Genomic DNA, 19,792 nt, shown 5'->3' with positions numbered 1-19,792 from the left:
GAGAATGTATATGGAACAACTTACGAAAATGAACTCCTGGAAAAAACTCGAAAAATTGGCCAAAACATACAATAGTCAAAATCCAGAAGCAAAAATTTTCTCTATATCTAGTGACAACATTACTCTGGACTACAGTGGACAACACGTTAATGCCCAGATCATGGATTCACTTATTGAACTTGCTAATGAATGTAATCTGCATGAGAACATTAATGCCATGATGAGTGGAAAGCCTATTAATAATACCGAAAATAGGCCAGCCTTACATACAGCTCTTCGTGCCCCTGACAATAAAGTCTTATTAGTAAATGAGAAGAATATTATTACTGATATAGTCAATGTTCGTAACTCGATGAAGCTTATTTCCACAAAAATTCGAAATGGGGAGTGGCTTGGTTATTCTGGTAAGCCTATTACTGATGTAATTAATATAGGAATAGGCGGCTCTATGCTTGGCCCCTTATTTTGTATCAATGCATTAAGTGATATAGTAACGGACAAATTAGACTTTCATTTTATTTCCGATTTAGATCCAAACGCATTTCCACGCGTGACTAAAAAACTAAATCCCGAAACCACGCTATTTATTATTTCCTCGAAGTCATTTACTACACCGGAAACCTTATCTCATTTCCAAAATGCCTTATCGTGGATCAATCAGAAACAACATTTTAATCAACATTTTATCGCAATCACTGCAAATGTTAAGAAAGCAGAAGAAATGGGGTTTGAAACTATTCTTCCTATATGGGATTGGGTTGGAGGACGCTATTCCTTCTGCTCGGCAATTAATTTAATTTCCTGTATTGCCATCGGTTTTGAACATTTTTCAGAAATCCTTGATGGGGCATACCATATGGATATGCATTTCTGCACCGAGCATTTTAATAAAAATTTACCGGTTCTTTTGGCTTTATTAGGAATATGGGACATTAATTTTTTAAACATTCATAACTTGTTAGTTATGACTTACTCCCAAGACTTACAATATTTTGTTCCTTATCTTCAACAACTTGATATGGAAAGTAATGGAAAATCAATAAACAAGCAGGGTCGTAGAGTAGAATATGCAACTGGCCCCATTATCTGGGGAGGCTTGGGTAATCATGCACAACACAGTTACTACCAGCTATTGTGTCAAGGAACTAATAAAATAGCGGCTGATTTAATTTATCTTCGTAGTTTCGATGATAGTGTAATTAATAAAATATGTCATGCTCACAAGGAAGTCTTAATAAAAGGTGGAAATCATAGTGAGAATCCTCACAGTTACATTCCAGGGGAAATTCCTGTAAATCTTCTCAGCATGAACGATTGCTCTCCACGAACTCTTGGCTCATTAATTGCCTTATATGAACATAAAATTTTTGTCCAGGGTGTTATTTGGAATATCAATTCATTTGATCAACCTGGAGTTGAAAGCGCTAAAGAACTATTTAGACAGAATCAATGGATTAGTTAATGCTTATAGCAAGATTCGCTCTATGTTTGTTTAGCATAATCGTTTTAAAAGCGCATGCTGTTGATATTAATCCGAAACAATTTCTATTGAATCAGGTGATTTGGGGTGAAACCTATTATCGTGATGATTTTGTGAAGAATTCGCTAAATCGCTTACAATTGATCGCCCCTAATGACCCTGATGTTCTTGCAGCGCGAATTAGACTAGCTATACGGCAAAAAAACCTAATTCTCGCAGAAGAGCTGCTTGAACTATTAAGGCAGAAGGCACCTAATTCAATGGATTACAAACAGGCTCAAATGAGCTTATTTCTAACTGAAGAAGATACAAAGCAAAAACTTCAGCGAGCAAGAGTAATGGCGATGTCTGGGCATCTCGATTTGGCTAAAACTCAATACGATGCGCTATTTCATGGGGTTTTTCCCACTCCTGAATTAAGTGCTGAATATTGGCGCATCTTATCCAGAATTCCAGCGCAACGCCAAAATGCGTTCAATCACCTGCAAGAAATATATAATTATTTGAATGAACATCAAGTTTATTCGAGTAGTAACAATCAAGATAATTGGTCCTATGCCCTCAAAGAAACCCTTTCAGATTTATGGGTTTCTAGTGGAGAAATCGCATTTCAATCGGGTAATATGGATTTGGCTGAAAAAAGATATCAGCAAGCACTCCTACTTGATAAGACGAATTATGATGCTTGGGTAGGAGTAGGTGAAGTAGGTTTTGCCCGAAAGAATTTTGTCGATTCAGAAAAAGCATTTAAACAAGCTTTACTCGTTAGCCCAGGCAAAAGTAGTGCAATCTATGGGCTACTTGGCATCTACAAACGTCAATCATTACAAAAGGCATTAAATTACCTAAATAGTTTACCCGAAGATCTAAAATTAAAATTTAAAGACGCAATGCTCAGTTTGGAGAGTTCTTCGTTCCAAGAACAAGCAGAACAACTTGAAAAAACAAACAAATGGATAAAAGCAATAGAGAGGTACACCCAAGCACTAAAAATTGCTCCAGATGATGTTTGGTTAACTTATCATTTAGCCTTAGCGTTGAACCATATAGGTCAATCCAAAAAAGCAGATGAGTTGTTTCAACGATTGATAGCAAAACAAAAAATGAATCCGGTTCAAGTATATGCTTATGCACTTTATTTATCGAGCACTGATCAGTTGCAAAAAGCATTGGCTCATCTTCATACCATTCCACAAAAACAATGGAATGTAGGCATGCATCAGTTGGCAGAACGGATATCTACTGAATTGATTTTACAACATGCACAGCAGTTGCGAGATAGCGGCAATATACAAGGTGCAGAAGCTTATTTAATGAGTCAAAAGCAAATCACTCCCATTAAACTCACTTTAGCAGATTGGGCTTTATTGGATGGTAAATTTGTAAAAGCACTAGACTATTATCAAGATGTGAAAATTCATGAACCACTTAATGCTGATGCAAATCTCGGGGTTATAGAGTCACTAATCGCTCTAGGAAAAAAGAGTGAAGCACGCCAATTGCTAGAACATTTACGAGAAATGGAATTAAGGTTCAATCCCAACATGCAAAGAAAAATAGCAAATGCTTGGAATGCTGTAGGGGAGCCTCAAAAAGCATTAGCTATGTTTAACCAAATCAAAAAAGAAAGCATTCATGCGGCACCCAGCCAAGATAGTGCGCTGATCATGCGTGATGCAGCCCGCTTGGAAACACAACTTAGAATACCAAAATTAGCACAAGAAGATTACAAAAGATCCATGCTCCAAAGCAAGATAACATCAATATGGCCTGCCAGCAACGACTATTATACTTGGCTGACCCGTAATCATGTAGAGGATGATTGGCTAAAACGCAGCATCCGTTCTGAGTCAGCCCTACTTTATCAGCAGCAAGAAACACGCATTACTGTAGACGAAGATTATTGGCGATTGGCAGGTACAGCTGGGACCTCCGAATTGCGTGCCGAAGATACCATAGCTCAAGCAGATTGGGGTTATGCCAACGGTCGTGCATTTTTAAGAGCTGATAGAGTCAATTTAAGTGCAGGAAGTTTTACTACAGTCAATGGAGTTTATTTTGATGATTTTGGCACTTGTGCGATTAATGGATGCACTACTGGCATCGCACAACGAGCTAAGGGTATTGGCTGGGACGGAGGATGGCAAAATCCAACTTGGGGATTTGATATTGGCGAAACACCTATAGGATTTCCTGTGGGAAATTGGATTGGGGGTATCAATTATAGCGGTGAAATACGACATATTGGCTGGACGATTACGGCATCACAACGCCCAATGACTAACACGCTACTTTCTTTTGCAGGAGCAGTTGATCCAAATACAGGAATTGCATGGGGCGGGGTTGTTGCTACGGGACTTACTTTATCGCTCAGTTATGATCGGGGCGAAGCAAATGGTTTCTGGGCAAATATCATTGGTAGTGAATTAACTGGGAAAAATGTTGAGTCTAATACCCGTATTCTTTTATTGGATGGTTATTATTATAAAATAATCAATGAAGATAATCGCCGTTTTATCATCGGACTTACAAATATGGTCTGGCACTATGATAAGAATCTATACGGCTTTAATATTGGACAAGGCGGATATTATAGCCCTGACTTTTTTTTATCATTTACAGTCCCAATTAATTATCGACGACGAGTCGCAAACTGGTCTTATGAGTTAGGAGGCACAGTAACCTGGTCACGTGCGGTAACCCAAGATCTTGTTTCATATCCACTACCCAACCTTATTCCAAATTTTGACACTACACAAAACTCCATTCAAACTGGTGGGCCTAGCGTAGGTTACGGTTACTCATACCACGCATTAATAGAACGTCGGCTAGGTTCGCATTTTATTATAGGGGGACTGGTAGATATCCAACAATCAACAGATTATACGCCTAGCCATCTCTCTCTCTTTCTTCGTTACTCATTCGAAGGTTGGCAAGGTGACATGGACATGCCTATTGTCCCACTAATACCCTACTCCAACTTTAGATGATATACCTTTAATTGTTAGCTGGTGAAATGTTACTCGGGTTTTAAAAATGAAGAAACCGCTCAATCCCAGGTTACGTTGCGTTTCACCCTGCTCCTCATTTGAATAGGTTAATTAGTAATTGCTAAGGATAAGGTACCCAGTTACTTTCACCTTTCAATAAAATATAAAATTTATCTTGATATTTCATCACAGTTACGCCTTGATTGGATGAAACAAAGGGGGTCTTTGGCAAGTTTTGTGTTAATGTTTCTAAACTTACATAATCCTGATTAAAGATTTTTCCATCAATCAAACGAGCAATTAATTCTGAAACAGCCAAATAACTGCTTGGATCATTTATTTGGATTTGTGCAGGCTTTGCTTTCATCCCAATAAATTTAATACCTACAGGAACATGAGTAACACTCGGGCCAGGAATATCACGTAAACCTGGCATTTGTAATTTATCACCAACAAGATTATCTCCTTGATCCGGGATAAAAACTACCATCACTTTATGACCTGACTTTTCTAATGCAGTGAAAAAATTCATCGTTTGATCTAAAAATCTTTTTGCTCGCGGTTCATAAGGTGCCGGTTTATTTTCTCCAACAAAAGTATTACCATCATGGAGTGAGATATCATTAAAATAGGTAGCATTCCGTTTCATACCTGAGAGATTTCGTTGCTTAATCCATCGCTCCTGTAATTTACTATCATCTGAAAGCAGTTTTCCATCAAATGAAAGCACATCAGGGGGTATACCTGCTCGTGACATTAAAGGTACATTAGCTAAGCCACCATATTCTTGTATCTGTTTAAGAAAATTATCAAATAAACCATCATGGTCAAGCACCATCTCCAGAGAAAAACCAAGTTTAGCCAGGTTATCTAAAATATAACAATCTTGAGCAACTGGTTTATAAAGATCCGCATGTGGCGTCTGGCCGCAGCTTGCACGTAATAAACGTATTGCTGCAGGACCGCTATACGATGAAACCGAATTAAAATCATTAAACATAATATCAAATTTACCCCATATAGGATGATCTCTTAAATGCACGGCCTCTATATCTGCCCAAGCCAACGAACAGATCTGAATAAAAATTATGTCAAAAGTCTGTGCATCAGTAGCAAGAGAACTGGGGAAAGAGGTACGTAATTTTTTTTGCTGCTCATAAAATTGATTCAAGTACGCATTAAGATTTTCATTGGTAGGTGGCAAATTACTGCTGAGCTCTGTTCCACTCGTCTTAACTTCAGTCTCAGCTAGAACGTTATTTGTAACGCTCTTGGTTTGAACTGGCGAAAGGTTAATGGTTGGGGCGGTCAGTGTGAGAATGTTTAGCCAAGTTAAGGCAATTACAGTAAACGAAGTAATTCGAATCCACTGAGAAAGAAACAGGTAGGCGACTAAGAGTACAAAAGCCATTCCCACCAGTTCCCAATTAATAATTCGATTTAATAAGTCAATAAGGTAGCTGAAGTTGAAAGCCAAAAGATTTGTCCACTGACTCGCAATTGTACTGAAACCAGGTAGCCAGGTATCATTGTAAAATACCGCTAGACCTATTGGAATAGCTATCCAATTACGACAACGATGGAGTAGTCTTGAAGGTAATGGAAACAACAAAAACGCCAAAAAAACCAGATTATTAAAAGGATGAAAATTTAGATATCCAGCCCATAAAAGAGCAAATTTCAATAAAAAATAATAGTTCCAACCATCTATATCACGCCACTTGGAATGGATTTCTTGTTGTAGCTGTACTGTTTCCATCATTTCTATTTTTAATCCATAATAATCGATAAATTAATTTATCTATCTAACCTTATCAACAGTATTTTACAAAAGATATGACAGAACCGACAGGATAGGCGTTTTTAACTTTTTTTAGTTTAACAGGATGTGCAATATATTCAATGTAAAATAGTAATTTTTCATTTGCTCTTTCTCAATCTATTCTTGACAGACACCCCTTCATCTTGGTACTTTTTGGATAAAATTTAAAATATAAGTCAATATGCTCAAGTTTAATACCATTTCTATCATTGGTGCAGGTCATTTAGGAAGTGCTTTAGCACGTGGTCTCATTAAAAGTGGATATCCTGCAAGTTCAATAACATTCAGTAATCGCGATCCCAGTAAATCAGAACGTTTAGTTAAGGAACTGGGCGTGCAGTCAGCAAAAACCAACATTGAAGCGGCTCAAAACGCGGAGATCCTTATTTTTGCTGTAAAACCTCAATATATGCAGGAAGTATGTCAGGAAATTGCGCCAGCCATGCAATCAAGAGAACCTATGATTATTTCTTTGGCAGGTGTAATAGACATTGATAATATAACTCGTTGGCTCAACAAGAAAAATCTGGGGGTTATTCGTGTAATGACCAATACTCCAACTGAATTTTGTAAGGGAACCTCTGCTTTATTTGCTAACTCCTTCACAACATCTGAAAAAAAACAATTAATTGAAACTCTTTTTAATGAAGTAGGATACACTTTTTGGGTAGAGCAAGAATCCATGCTTGACACACTTACAGCCCCGATTGGTTGTGCTCCGGCTTATGTCTTTCTATTTCTCGAAGCGTTGCAAAAGGCGGCCATGAGTAGAGGTATCCCAGAAGAGCTCTCAGAAAAAATCGCCCTGGAATCTGTGTTTGGTGCAGCAGAACTTGCTAAAAAGTCTGGGCGCTCTTTTGCCCAATTACGAGCAGGTGTAAGTACTCCTCATGGTGTAACAGCCCACTCCTTAGAGAAACTGTCTTTTACTGATTTTTTTGATCTCTTTAAACAAATCTATGAAGCAGCAGAAGAACGTATTGAACAAATAACCCAAACATTGAATATTCGAGAGTAAGATTGTAGCACTGTATAACTCGCAAATTTTTAGTCGCCGTAACCCGGGTTACCCCGTACTTCAACCAGGCTACAATTCGTAACCGTTTAGGGAGTATGCTTGGATCTTGGGAAACGGTTGGATTTTCGAGGAAGAAGTGCCAAATACAGCCGTTCAGTGAGTAGGGCGTAAACACTTATTACAGTTCTAATGATTTTTTATGTTCAGCCCTAGGTAACTTATCCAAGACTCGATACAGGCCTAACCCAAGGATTTAATTTAGTTATAGCTGTTGGTAACTTACCTATGCTACGTTGTGCTTCAGCCCTGTTTTTATATTCCCCCACCGTCAGCACATACCAAACACCTTTAGCATTGGTAAAATGTCTTATTTTAGCATTTTCGGCAAGTAACTTATTATTCTGCTGAAAACGTTCTATATCTTTTTTATTATGGCTCGCAGCGACTTGTATGGTATACAAGTTGATAGTTGTATTATTACTTGAAGATTGATCTTTCTTATCTTTATTCTGTTTTGTTGCTGGAATTTCAACTAATTTTGATTCACGCTTGAGATCTGACTCTGGGTTTTCACGTTGAAACTCAGACTCAGGAATTCTGGCCTCTTGTTTTGCAAGGCTCTGCATTTGCAATTTAGGAATCACAACGACCTTATCAATAATTGCTACAGGAGGATCATTGAGCATCTCATCGTTAATATCATCTAAAATCTGTTTTTTGGGTAAGGAAGAGTATACTAACTGTCGCGTTGAAGAATCTTGCCAAGAAGCAATTTGGCTCTCAAGTACTTCAGGTTGTGCCTGTTGTTTTATTGCTAGATCTCTTACATTTCTATTTTGGTTAGAACCAGTTATTGAATGATAAAATGATGAAAGATCATAGTTTTGAGCAAAATAAAATCCCACAAGCCCCGCAATAAATGCCACACTCGCAGCAAGGCTTGCTTTTTTAACCAGTTTTAAGGGTTCTTTTTTCTTTTGGGTGGCGCACTTAAATACAAATGCCTCTAGATTGCTGTTAATCTTTGCTAGATTCCCTTTTGTTAATTGATAAAACTGCTTAAACTGTGTATCAGTTAATGGTTTACTGATCAAATGTGTAGCCATAGCACGTTGTAATACATAAGTCCTTGTTTCGCTTTCATTCAATGAGCCCAATTCAATAGTGTGGACTAAATTCTCAAAAAAAGAAGCGACTAAATTATTAAGCGTTGCAACGATTGAATAGTCAGATATTAAACAAAGATGGAAAAAACTGAAATTCTCCTGGCTCTTTATTGCTAGCATTGCTTCCTTGATAAAAGACTCTGGCAAATGTTGCGCATCATCAATCAGTATCAACACATGTGCTTTACGTTCGTTTATTTGTGCCACTAAAGAACTAATATCAGTATGTTCATCGCAATTAAGATGCAGCTGAGTTGCAATATCCTCAATGATGTTTTCTCGATTGCAAGGAGGCTTCACGGTAATAAAAATTGATTTGATCTGTTGATCTAAGTTGCCTTGCAACAAAGTACCAAAAGAAGATTTACCTCCTTCTTTTTCAGATAAAACCGTAACGAGCACGTTATTAAAAAGAATCAAATGGTTAATGAAATCAATCTTAGCGAGCCAAGATCCTGGTTTAAATAATACTCTTGGTTGAATAACAGCCGCTAAATCAGACTGAATCATTCCCTCTTTCATTTTTATTCTCCTCTTACAGCTGCAACAAGTGCATTACCCAAACAATCTTCTGTTACTTCAGAGTCGAGATAACAATCACCAGGCTTTCTAATCAGCACAAAGCGTAAACGGTTATTTTTAATTTTTTTATCCGATTGCATCAACTCTTTGAGTTTTTCTAAATTGATATTTCGTGGAATTTTATGTGGTAGACCTGCCAGTTGCAGAATTTGCTCTACTTGTTCGACCAATTGTTCATCAACTAAATGCATTTTATACGACAGAACTGCTGCACAATATAAGCCAATTGCTACTGCTTCACCATGTAACCATTGTTGATAATGGGTATAAGTTTCCAGTGCATGAGCAAAAGTATGGCCAAGATTCAATAAGGCTCGTTGCCCAGTTTCCTTTTCATCCGTTACAACAAATTGAGCTTTAATACGGCAGCACTCAGCTATTAATTGAGGTAACTGCGGGTTCTTGGTAGTTAATCCCTGTCGGAGCGCTTCACTAAGCAGTTTGAAAAATTCATCGCCAGCAAGCAGAGCATATTTTATCATTTCCGCCAAACCAGCACGAAACTCTCTTTCAGGAAGAGTGTTTAATGTATTTAAATCAATAACTACTGCTTGTGGTTGGTAAAAACTGCCAATCATATTTTTACCCAAAGCATGATTAATTCCTGTTTTTCCACCCACGGAAGCATCAATTTGCGATAATAAAGTTGTAGGAATTTGTATCAGCTTTACTCCACGCTGATATGTTGATGCTGCAAATCCAGTCATATCACCAATTACTCCTCCACCTAAGGCTATAAGAGTCGTATCCCTATGGTGTTTTTTCTGGATTAATGCATCATAAATAGCGAAAAGACTTTGTTGATTTTTATATTGTTCACCATCTTCTAAAATCAACACGTCACACTGAGCTTTGGTAAAAGCGGACTGCACGTAGTGCAAATAAAAAGGAGCTATTGTTTGGTTGGTAACAATTAAAATTTGCGAAGAAGTTACAAGAGTTTGCAAAAAATCCGGATTTTGCAAACCATTGCGACAAATAACAATAGGATATTGATGTTCCGTTAAAGAAACATCAACCCGATCATAAATCTCAAAGTTCGCCATAAATATATTTTATTATATTGTTTGCAACAGCCTTGACTGTTAATTTATCTGTTTCAAAACTAACATCAGCTAACTCATTGTAGAATGGCTCTCGCTCATCTCTCAATAATTCCAATCTTCCTTCAAGATCTGTTGTTTGTAGCAAAGGACGCTTGGTATCTCGCTTAGTTCTTTCAAATTGTTGTTGCAATGAGGTTTTAAGATAGATTACGGTGCCACGTCCTGCTAATGCATTTCTGTTTTCAGGAGTAATTACAACACCACCACCCGTTGCCAAAACAATATTGGTTTTTTGAGTTAATTCTTCTATAACTTTTTGTTCGCGACGTCTAAAGCCCTCTTCTCCTTCAATATCAAAAATCCAAGATATATCGGCGCCAGCACGCTCTTCAATAACTTCATCCGAATCAAAAAATTCTAATTTGAGCTCCTTTGCCAAAGCACGACCTATAGTGCTTTTACCTGCACCCATGGGTCCGATGAGAAAAATATTTCGTACTTTAACTATGCTCATTTTTTATCACATACCTCTTTAACTGAAATGTCATTAATTAAAGATCGAGTCCGAAATAACTTCCCATTTTAGCATTGGACTAAAATATGATTCAGTAGCCAAAAGTGGGGGATATTTGGGGCTCAACCCTAACTGTATTTTTCGCAGTTAGAAATTCCCGCCCATTATTCTACAACAAATGAGCATATTTTATAACTATTTACTCTTATTCATTTATATTATATCACTTCATTAATAAAAAAATGCCCTGTTAAAAGCAAATTATAAATAAAACAAACCTTAATTGCTGAATTCATAGCAATTTCTCTAGGGTCTGTTGGCATTTCATTTAATTCCACCTAGTTTCTGCGGCTTATGCACGGGCTCTATACGGAGACACACTAAAATCTACCTATTTTCAATGCCGCCTTTACTGGATTTCGCGCATAAAGTGCAGTGCGTAGATAAATGAAGCAATTGTCAACAGCCCCTAATCACTTAATAAATTTTATTTTTCATCAAATCGAACTGCTTTTCTCCCCTCAATTGCCGTAATTGATAATGAATTTGTTATTATTTTGGGGGTTATAAAAATAAGTAACTCATCATTTTGAATACCAATTTGCGTGTTTTTGAATAAATTTCCAACTACCGGCAACTGACCAAAAAATGGTACCCTCGTAATGGTCTTACTCTTATCTTGCTGATAAATCCCACCAAGCACTATGGTTTGTCCATTACTGACCAGAACATTCGTCTGAATTTCTTTAGTTGCAATTGCTGGCACCCCATTAAATGTCAGGTTGGGCAATGCCCTATCCTGATTAATCTTCAACTCCATAAGTATCTTGTTGTCCGGGGTAATTTGTGGTGTTACCTTTAGGCTTAATACAGCCTTTTTAAAGGCCACTGCCGTAGCACCACTTGAAGTCGCTTCTTGATAAGGAATTTCCTGTCCTGAATCAATTACAGCAGGCTGTTGATTTGCTGTAATGAGCCTTGGACTGGATATCAATTCAGCTAGTCCCTCACTTTCCAAAGCGGAAAGTTCAAGATCAAGCAGAATATTATCGCCAAGCTGTGCTAATGCAATACCTACAGAAGCTGGGGTAGCACCGGTTATTGGGGCAGCGACTAAATCCAGGTTTAATCTGTCTGTAAAGGGTTTGACATTTGCAGGAGCGACGCCCTGCGCTAATTGATTTGCCCCTTCTAGAGTACCACTGAGATGGGTTGGTTTAGATACCCCCCAACGAATTCCAAGGTCCTGAGCAAAATCTTTCGTTACTTCGACGATACGAGCCTCAATAAGCACTTGTTTGACAGGTATATCTAACTGCTTAATCAAATCTCTAACTTCATCAATTTTAGAACCAATATCTTGAATCCAGATGGTATTTGTACGTGTATCGACACTCACGGTACCCTTCTCAGATAAAAGAGAATTTTGTTTGTCTTTAATCAAAACGGCAAGATCGGTTGCTTTAGCATAATTAATTTGTATTAGCTCAGAACGTACAGGCTCAATTTTTCGGATGTTTTGTTGGGCCTTGAGTTGTTCTGCCTCCATTTTCTCAAAAACCCCTTTTTTATCAATCAGAATTACATTACCTGTTTGCCGCTTTTCTAAACCTTGGGTAGTTAAAATAATATCCAATGCTTGATCCCATGGAACATTATTCAATCTCAGAGTAATATCACCTTGAACCTGATCACTCACTACGATATTAATTCCTGTAAAATCAGCCAGCAACTGTAATACGGCTCGTATGCTGATGCTTTGGAAATTTAAGGAAAGTCTTCTCCCAGAGAACACTTTCTTTTTCAATTTGCCCTGTTGCACCTCTTCTGGAGTTAAAGGAATTACATCAATCATAAATTGTTTATTAACCTGATATACAGATTGGCCAAAGCCCCCTTTATTGAATAAAGTCATATGTGCATTTTTACCAACTTGCTGAAAAGTAACTATTTGTACAGGGCTGTGGAAATCTGAAACATCGAATCTCTTTCTTAAGTTCGGAGGAACTTTAGTATTTAAAAATTTAACTAGAATTTCTTTACCATGCTCTTCAACCTGGGTCGGAACACTCGTGCTGGAAACATTGACTATGGCCCGACCGCCCTGCCGTTCAATTCCTCGAAAATCAAAATGATTAATCACATAATTTGTCTTGGCTGGGCGATGAGTAATTATAAGTTCTTGGGGCGGTTGGAATAACTCATTGCTTTTGCCATTCAAAATAAGAGTATAAACTTTCCCAGAAATTGTACCTGAAAAAGGCACTGAATAATTTAACTCCAATACAGCCCGAACACGCGAACCCACCGCAACAACAGAGTACTTATTAAGCGATCCCAATTTAATTTCTTTTGCTCTCTGTTGGGGAGCTATCTGCAGATTCGAGTCAATAAAATCAAGAACAATACGTGCCGGGCTTTGGGTGACAAAACTTGCAGGCTCTTGCTTTATCGGCTGGGTAAACTCGAAATCCATACGCAACTTTTCCTCCGGTAAAGGAATTACCCCACTTTCCTGAAGATTGTGTTGTTTCTATTAATTGAATTGAATTATTCTTAATTGAAACAATACGACCATAATTTTGTCCCATATAATTACCTATTCGGACATGAGTAATATTCTTGTCAGGTAATTTAATCAATGCCCATGTTTCGTTTCCTTGCGTTAAAGTACCTACAAATTTTAATGCGTCTAAAGGATATGCCTCCAAAGGTTCCTTTGGCCTATTTTTATCTGGAGCATTAACATCAACTTCCGTCCTTTTTTGAGCCGTAGGCTTAAATGGATTTCGCCTGTTACTATTATCAGGAAATTTAAAAGTAGGTAAAGGTGTAAATGAAGGGATTGGTTCAATATCTCGTGTTTTTCTAAATTTTACTTCATGGATGTATCGCACCAAATCATCATTACTACTGGAACAAGCAACCAATAGTAAAGATAATGAACAGATAGAACTAATCCCTAGTTTTCGTCTCATCATTGTGTGCGATATCGATATATTTTGGCAGTGATGCTCATTATCAACTCATCCCCCGAAACTGCTTTATCATCTTTGGAAGACACCCTTTCAATACTAAAGTCATGTAACGTTACAATACGATCCATTTCGGCTACACGACTAATAAACATAGCCAATTGAAAATAAGTTCCTACTACTGAAATTTTTATAGGTAACTCAATATAAAAATCGTGCATTACCTCAGGCTGTGGCGCAAATAACTCAAATCTTAAACCTGATGCGACTCCTGTTTTGGAAATTGTTTCCAACAAGCCAGGCATCTGATTTTTTTCTGGGAGCTGTTTAAGCATTTCGGCAAATCGCCCCATCATAATCTGCAATTGTTGGCGATAAGCTGGCAAATTAATTAATTGGCGTTGCTTCCTTTCAAAATCAGCCTTCAAAGTGACCTCTTGAGCTTGTAATTGATCAAACTGAGTAAAATTATCTTTTATGATCAACCAATACCCTAGAGCAACAATCAAAATACTAACACCAACAAGAACACAGCTCTTCACTACTAATGGCCATTGTCCCACATTTTCCAGAGTTAATTCATTCAGGTTAATACTGTTCATAGTTTTAACCCAATCTGGAATTGAGGAGCAAGCACAAAAGTTAACTTAAACTCATTCTCTGCTGACTCCTTTATAGCTTTTTCTTTATCTGTATCTTCTCTTTTGATTTCACTTAGAACAGGATCATGAATCCATTCATTATTTTCAATGTTTTTCATTAATATGGAAACAAAAGTATTTGATTCAGCATAACCAGTGACTGAAATAACATCTCTTTTTCCCTCTATCTGAGTAAAATAGATACCTGCCGGGATTACATGAATCAATTCATCAAATAAATGAACCATTAATGTTCGCGTAGACTGTAAATGCTGAACTATAGACATTCTGGAAATAAGCATTTCTCTAGTTTTTTGTAAATTTTTTATTTCGCTTATTTGCGCATCCATTTCATTAATTTCTTTCTGAAGCATTTGATTCCGTATAATTTGATTGCTTACCAAACCCGTGGCATAAGAATTAATTAAAAATACAATAAACGCAGCGAATACGATGCACAAAAGCAGCATGGTCATAAACAGCTTTTTCTCCTGATCACGCTTGAGTTCTCGCCAAGGAAGAAGATTAATTTGCGTCATATGGTCTCACTTAATTTCCCTTAGAGCCAAACCACAAACTACCATAAGCCCTGGTGCATCATTATTTATAGAATCTAAATGTACCATTTTACCTGGAGTCATGTGTGCAAATGGATTGGCGATCGTGGTGCTCATCCCCAAACGCTCTTGAACCAAAGCCACTAAACCTGGTAAATTAGCTAATCCTCCAGCTAATAAAACATGATCTACATCTCCATCCTGACTTGTGGAATAAAAAAACTGCAAGGTACGTTTGATTTGCAACAAAATGTCTTCTTTAAAAGGTTCTAACACTTCCTTTTCATAATCCGCAGGTAACTCTCCATTATCCTTAGCCAACGCAGCTTGCTCCGAGGTCATTTTGTAGTGTTCGGCAATCGAGTCTATTAATTGTTTTCCTCCAAATTTTTCTTCTCTTGAGTAAACTAATTTCATTCCTTGTAATACAAATAAATGGGTGTAGATTGCACCAATATCAATGATGGCAATTGTTTTATCTTGTCCAGATGCAGGTAAATCTTTAGCAATTTGTTGCGCTGCTCGTTCCACGGCATAAGATTCTACGTCGATCACTACAGCATCCAAACCTGAATGAACTGCAATATCAACACGTTGATTCACATTTTCTGCTCTTGAGGCAACAATAAGCACGTCGAGCATATTCTGGTTTTTTTCGGAAGGACCTAAAATTTCAAAGTCAAGGTTGATTTCATCAATTGGATAAGGAATATATTTATCTGCCTCTGTAACAATCAATTCTTCCATCTCTGCGTCATTTAAACCCTCATTGATTTGTATTACTTTACTGATTATTGAGGAATCAGGCACAGCTAGAACGGCTTGTTTACATGAGGTATGTAAGCGGTCAATTATTTTCTTGATACACTGGGAGACTGCATCAATATCTTTAATGGTGTTTCCATCCATTGCATTTGCAGGCAATACTTCTCGACCATAGTTTTCAATAATAAGTTCATAGCCTTGACCTGAAAGCTCCAAGATTTTAACTGCTGTTGATGTAATGTCTATTCCGAGAATTGAACGATGCTTGGGCTGAAACAATTTGAGCATGTCTCTTATTCCCTTGAGTCTTCCATGCATTCAAAAAATACTCCTCTAAGATCATATGTTGATGTTAACGTAACCTATTAAAAAATTACAATGTTTTCTACCTAGTTAAACTTATTAAAATGATTACATGTTGTCATTTTCGCCATTCAGTTAAAACAACTTGCACTACTCAAAAACATTTAATATAGTGAAAGACCAACTTGTAAGGGGATTTCGCATTTATGCTTTGAAAAGGAGATTTTCATGACTAGGTTAGAAGAGTTAATTTATGCATTGGCAACCGTTATAGTTCGTTATCATGACAGCCAAGACAATATCGAGGCTAAAGATAAACTAGTTACTGCAGTTGACCCTATAATACACAGAAAAAAATCTCATGATCGTGCAGTAGAAATAATTCAAAACGAAAATTTTGTTCCGTACCTAGAAGGAAGGATCGCTGCGTGTACAAAGGGTTATCATGGTCGAGAAGAATTCCTTTTTTTCCTTTTAAATAAGATCTCTTTTCTAAAGGAACAACTCGATATTAAAACTCCGTTCAAGGAACACGAATTAAAAGTATTTCAAGAACAATTAACTCAATTATTCATTGATTTTAGAAAGTTATTAAACATAAAAAAAGGGTTTAAGCATCCAGTAATGCTCCAAGATTCTAAAGTTAAAGAGTTATCTGGTTTATTGAATGATCGATATATAGGAAGTAAATACTGTAACTCAGGTCAACTACTGATTGATGAAGTTCTTTTTGTACTTCATATGACGCCCGAAGATTCTAATGAAGAACTCAAAGATATTGCAGCAAACATCTGTTCAGAACAACAAACTCTTCTCGAGTTGCAAAGCGAAAAAGTGAACAAATCAGCTAAAGAATCAGACAAAGAATCTGAAAAAATAGAGTTAGAACAACTAAAATTGTTAGTGAAGACACAAAAATCTGAGTTTGAAACCCGGATAGAGGCGTTAAATGAAAAAAATAAAGAACAGCTTACGACTATTGATGCATTAGCTAGTGAACTGGAAAAAAGAAAAGCGGAATTACAAAAACTACAGTCAGAGCTCGAGAACATCAAAAGACAAAGCGAAGGCGAAGCACCCTTCAGACGTTTCTCAGCATACCCTCCCATTTTTGGTCTTGCTGGAATACCCGCATTACAAAGACATGGAGGAATTAATTCTCGATTTTTTTCACCATCAATCCAAAATCTGCCTTCCTCATCTCAAATTGGATCAACAATAGAGGAGCTTGATGATAATGTTTCAAAGGTGACAATGGAGTAAAGCATCGATATATTTAGGCAACTCCCTATGTTTCATTGGATTTTTACTACAAAATTCAATGAAACATTAGAAACCAGTGTAAAATTACCCTCTTTTTTGCACAAAACTCGCAATCTTATAGAGAATCACTGTATAATATCCCCCAAATTTCATTAAAATCACATGACTCTATGAAAATGGCATACTTCTGGCGTAAAGGTCTATGGGCGCTGATGAGCCTGTCTTTTGTTTTAATTGTAGCAGGCTGTCTGTTGTACCTCTATCTTGAAAGTCAACTTCCCAATGTAGATTCGTTGAAAACAGTACAATTACAAGTACCGTTACAAATTTTCAGTAAGGAAGGTCTGCTAATTCAGGAATATGGCGAGAAAAAACGAATCCCAGTTACTTACGATGAAATACCACCTATGTTGATCAATGCTTTGATTGCCACTGAAGATCAACGTTTTTTTGAACACCCTGGTGTGGATGTTCTAGGTCTTGGCCGTGCGGCAGTTCGTATGGTGAAAACGGGTACAAAATCTCAAGGTGGCAGTACCATTACCATGCAGGTTGCGCGTAATTTTTTCTTAAGCCGTAAAAAAACCTTTTTGCGCAAATTTAATGAAATTATGCTGGCCATAAAAATAGACCGAGAGTTGAGCAAGGAAAAAATTCTCGAACTATATCTTAACAGGATCTATTTAGGTAATCGTGCTTATGGCGTTGGCGCAGCAGCAATGGTTTATTTTGGAAAGCCGCTCAAAGAATTAAATCTAGCAGAACTAGCAATGATTGCAGGGCTTCCGCAAGCCCCTTCAACACAAAACCCCATCGCAAATCCACTTGCTGCGAAAAAACGTCGAGATCACGTCTTAGAACGCTTGCTTGAAGAACATTATATCAACGAAGAACAGTATCAAAATGCCATAAATCAACCAATTACTGCTAAGTATCATGGCAGTCCTATTGACGTAAAAGCTCCTTACGTTGCTGAAATGATTCGTCAATCTTTATACGACAATTTCGGCCCTGATGCTTACACTAAAGGCTACAAAGTTTATACGACTATTGATGGGAAATTACAAAACACAGCCAATGATGTCGTCGAAAAAAATTTGATAGCCTATGACCATCGGCATGGTTATCGAGGACCTGTTGCCACTATTGGTGAGAATGACAGCAAATCCTTAAACTCAATTCAAAAAATTCTAGAAAAATATCCAGAACTGAATCATCTTACGCCAGCAGTCGTTACCGAAGTCGGTGATAAAGAGGCAACAGCCACCTTACAAAGTGGGCGCGCTATTATTATTCCTTGGGCCGGTTTATCTTGGGCTAGACCAGCACTTAAAAATGGCTGGGTTGGAAAATCGCCATCTAAAGCCATGCAAGTTGTTGCTGTGGGAGATATTATTTATGTTCATTCAACAAAGGAGCATTGGGAGTTAGCACAAATTCCTGAAGCTGAGTCAGCAATGGTAGCACTCGATCCTAAAAATGGTGCTATAGAGGTCCTGGTTGGAGGGTTCAACTTCCAAAAAAGTAAATTTAACCGTGCAACTCAATCAAGTAGACAACCTGGATCCAGTTTTAAACCTTTTGTCTATGCCGCAGCATTAAATAATGGTTATACCTTAGCAACATTAATTAATGATGCACCTATTGTCGTTGATGATCCAAGCCAACCGAACTTATGGCGTCCTCATAATGTGAATCTTAAATTCAATGGACCAACACGTTTAAAACAAGCTCTGGTTCAATCAAAAAATCTCGTGTCCATACGTATCCTTGATGATATCGGTATTAATTACACGATTGATTTCCTGGCTCGTTTTGGATTTAATAAGAAAACTCTTCCTAGAGGCTTATCTTTGGCTTTAGGTAGTTTGTCAGTCAGTCCTATGGATCTTACTGCTGCTTATGCAGTGTTCGCTAATGGCGGTTATAAAATTGAACCTTATCTCATCGACCACATTACTGATAAAGATGGTAAAATTTTATTACAAGCCAAACCAACTGTTGTTTGTAACAATTGTGACGGCAATGTAGATCATTCAACGTTGGCACCACGAGTTATTCCTGAAGATATTAACTTTTTAATGTATACCGCTTTAAAAGATGTAATTCAGCATGGCACTGCCCGCGCAGCCAGAGTGCTTAATCGTCAGGATATAGCAGGCAAAACCGGAACAACTAATGATCAAGTGGACGCATGGTTTGCTGGGTTTAACTCTGATCTCGTGGTAACAACCTGGGTTGGTTTTGATAATCCTAAATCCTTACACGAATATGCAGCAGGACTCGCCCTGCCCTTATGGATCGACTTTATGAAAGTTGCTTTGAAAGGAAAACCTGAAAGTGAAATAAAACAACCTGAGGATGTAGTCGCAGTTCGTATTGATCCACACAGCGGCTTATTAGCACATCCAAATCAGGCAAATGGTATTATCGAGTATTTTCGTAATAAGGAAGTTCCATCGGAAGAAGATCCAACACCTATCTATAATGCGAATAATGATCAGCAACCACTTCCAATGAGCGAAGATAGTCTATTTTAAAATCAATGCAGCCCGGGAGCAGCGAAGCGCCCCCGGGTATCCTAATAAAAACTCCCAAGTTACGGCACACGTCCTTCACTCAGACTACAAAACACTCAAGTGATGCTATTTCCATCTAATAATCGTGTCA

At 37.6% G+C, this 19,792-nt stretch carries 14 protein-coding genes; 5 read left to right on the top strand and 9 right to left on the bottom strand.

Features of this window, described 5'->3' with window-relative positions:
* The first annotated feature begins 10 nt into the window (after positions 1-10).
* Together pgi and bcsC are read left to right on the top strand one after the other, a co-directional pair.
* Positions 11-1,462, top strand: coding sequence for a glucose-6-phosphate isomerase (gene pgi, locus ELY20_RS01125; RefSeq protein WP_110141298.1), 1,452 nt, complete (start codon positions 11-13; stop codon positions 1,460-1,462).
* A complete protein-coding gene (gene bcsC / locus ELY20_RS01120; protein ID WP_110141297.1) occupies positions 1,462-4,470 on the top strand; it encodes a cellulose synthase complex outer membrane protein BcsC in 3,009 nt (1,002 codons plus the stop codon). The genes pgi and bcsC overlap by 1 nt, the downstream gene beginning before the upstream one ends.
* A 121-nt stretch (positions 4,471-4,591) precedes the next feature.
* Here the strand turns inward: bcsC and bcsG are convergent, their stop codons facing one another.
* Positions 4,592-6,232, bottom strand: a complete 1,641-nt coding sequence (bcsG, locus tag ELY20_RS01115) for a cellulose biosynthesis protein BcsG (RefSeq protein WP_110141296.1) — start codon at positions 6,230-6,232, stop codon at positions 4,592-4,594.
* 241 nt (positions 6,233-6,473) lie between these two features.
* Between bcsG and proC the strand changes: the two genes are divergently transcribed.
* Entirely contained in the window at positions 6,474-7,310 is an 837-nt protein-coding gene (gene proC, locus ELY20_RS01110; protein WP_110141295.1) for a pyrroline-5-carboxylate reductase, read from the top strand.
* A gap of 218 nt (positions 7,311-7,528) precedes the next feature.
* On the opposite strand, the gene ELY20_RS01105 is transcribed toward proC, so the two are convergent.
* The 8 genes from ELY20_RS01105 to ELY20_RS01070 all read right to left on the bottom strand — a co-directional run bounded on the left by ELY20_RS01105 (position 7,529) and on the right by ELY20_RS01070 (position 15,844).
* Positions 7,529-8,998, bottom strand: a complete 1,470-nt coding sequence (locus tag ELY20_RS01105) for an SPOR domain-containing protein (protein ID WP_110141294.1) — start codon at positions 8,996-8,998, stop codon at positions 7,529-7,531.
* Positions 8,999-9,000: 2 nt separating this feature from the next.
* Positions 9,001-10,104 carry a 3-dehydroquinate synthase gene (gene aroB, locus ELY20_RS01100; protein ID WP_110141293.1) on the bottom strand — a complete coding sequence of 368 codons (1,104 nt, stop codon included), beginning with the start codon at positions 10,102-10,104 and terminating at the stop codon, positions 9,001-9,003.
* The gene (aroK, locus tag ELY20_RS01095; protein ID WP_110141292.1) at positions 10,091-10,618 is read right to left on the bottom strand and encodes a shikimate kinase AroK; all 528 of its coding nucleotides are present in this window, start codon (positions 10,616-10,618) and stop codon (positions 10,091-10,093) included. The genes aroB and aroK overlap by 14 nt, the downstream gene beginning before the upstream one ends.
* Before the next feature lie 487 nt (positions 10,619-11,105).
* Positions 11,106-13,094 (bottom strand): type IV pilus secretin PilQ, encoded by a 1,989-nt coding sequence (locus tag ELY20_RS01090; protein ID WP_110141291.1) that lies wholly within the window; start codon positions 13,092-13,094, stop codon positions 11,106-11,108.
* Positions 13,015-13,599: a pilus assembly protein PilP gene (locus ELY20_RS01085; protein ID WP_110141290.1), complete on the bottom strand. Its 585-nt coding sequence runs from the start codon at positions 13,597-13,599 to the stop codon at positions 13,015-13,017. Before ELY20_RS01085 ends, ELY20_RS01090 begins: the two co-directional genes overlap by 80 nt.
* Complete coding sequence (locus ELY20_RS01080; RefSeq protein ID WP_110141289.1) at positions 13,596-14,195, bottom strand: type IV pilus inner membrane component PilO; 600 nt, start codon at positions 14,193-14,195, stop codon at positions 13,596-13,598. Before ELY20_RS01080 ends, ELY20_RS01085 begins: the two co-directional genes overlap by 4 nt.
* Positions 14,192-14,773, bottom strand: coding sequence for a PilN domain-containing protein (locus tag ELY20_RS01075; protein ID WP_110141288.1), 582 nt, complete (start codon positions 14,771-14,773; stop codon positions 14,192-14,194). Before ELY20_RS01075 ends, ELY20_RS01080 begins: the two co-directional genes overlap by 4 nt.
* A gap of 6 nt (positions 14,774-14,779) precedes the next feature.
* The gene (locus ELY20_RS01070; RefSeq protein ID WP_110141353.1) at positions 14,780-15,844 is read right to left on the bottom strand and encodes a pilus assembly protein PilM; all 1,065 of its coding nucleotides are present in this window, start codon (positions 15,842-15,844) and stop codon (positions 14,780-14,782) included.
* A gap of 243 nt (positions 15,845-16,087) precedes the next feature.
* On the opposite strand from ELY20_RS01070, the gene ELY20_RS01065 reads away from it, so the two are divergent.
* Both ELY20_RS01065 and ELY20_RS01060 read left to right on the top strand, forming a co-directional pair.
* Positions 16,088-17,122 carry a hypothetical protein gene (locus tag ELY20_RS01065; RefSeq protein WP_110141287.1) on the top strand — a complete coding sequence of 345 codons (1,035 nt, stop codon included), beginning with the start codon at positions 16,088-16,090 and terminating at the stop codon, positions 17,120-17,122.
* A gap of 170 nt (positions 17,123-17,292) precedes the next feature.
* Positions 17,293-19,662: a penicillin-binding protein 1A gene (locus ELY20_RS01060; protein WP_110141286.1), complete on the top strand. Its 2,370-nt coding sequence runs from the start codon at positions 17,293-17,295 to the stop codon at positions 19,660-19,662.
* Positions 19,663-19,792: the final 130 nt, after the last annotated feature.

Source organism: Legionella qingyii, assembly GCF_003990155.1.
Taxonomy (GTDB): domain Bacteria; phylum Pseudomonadota; class Gammaproteobacteria; order Legionellales; family Legionellaceae; genus Legionella; species Legionella qingyii.
This window is presented reverse-complemented; position numbering and strand designations above follow the sequence as displayed.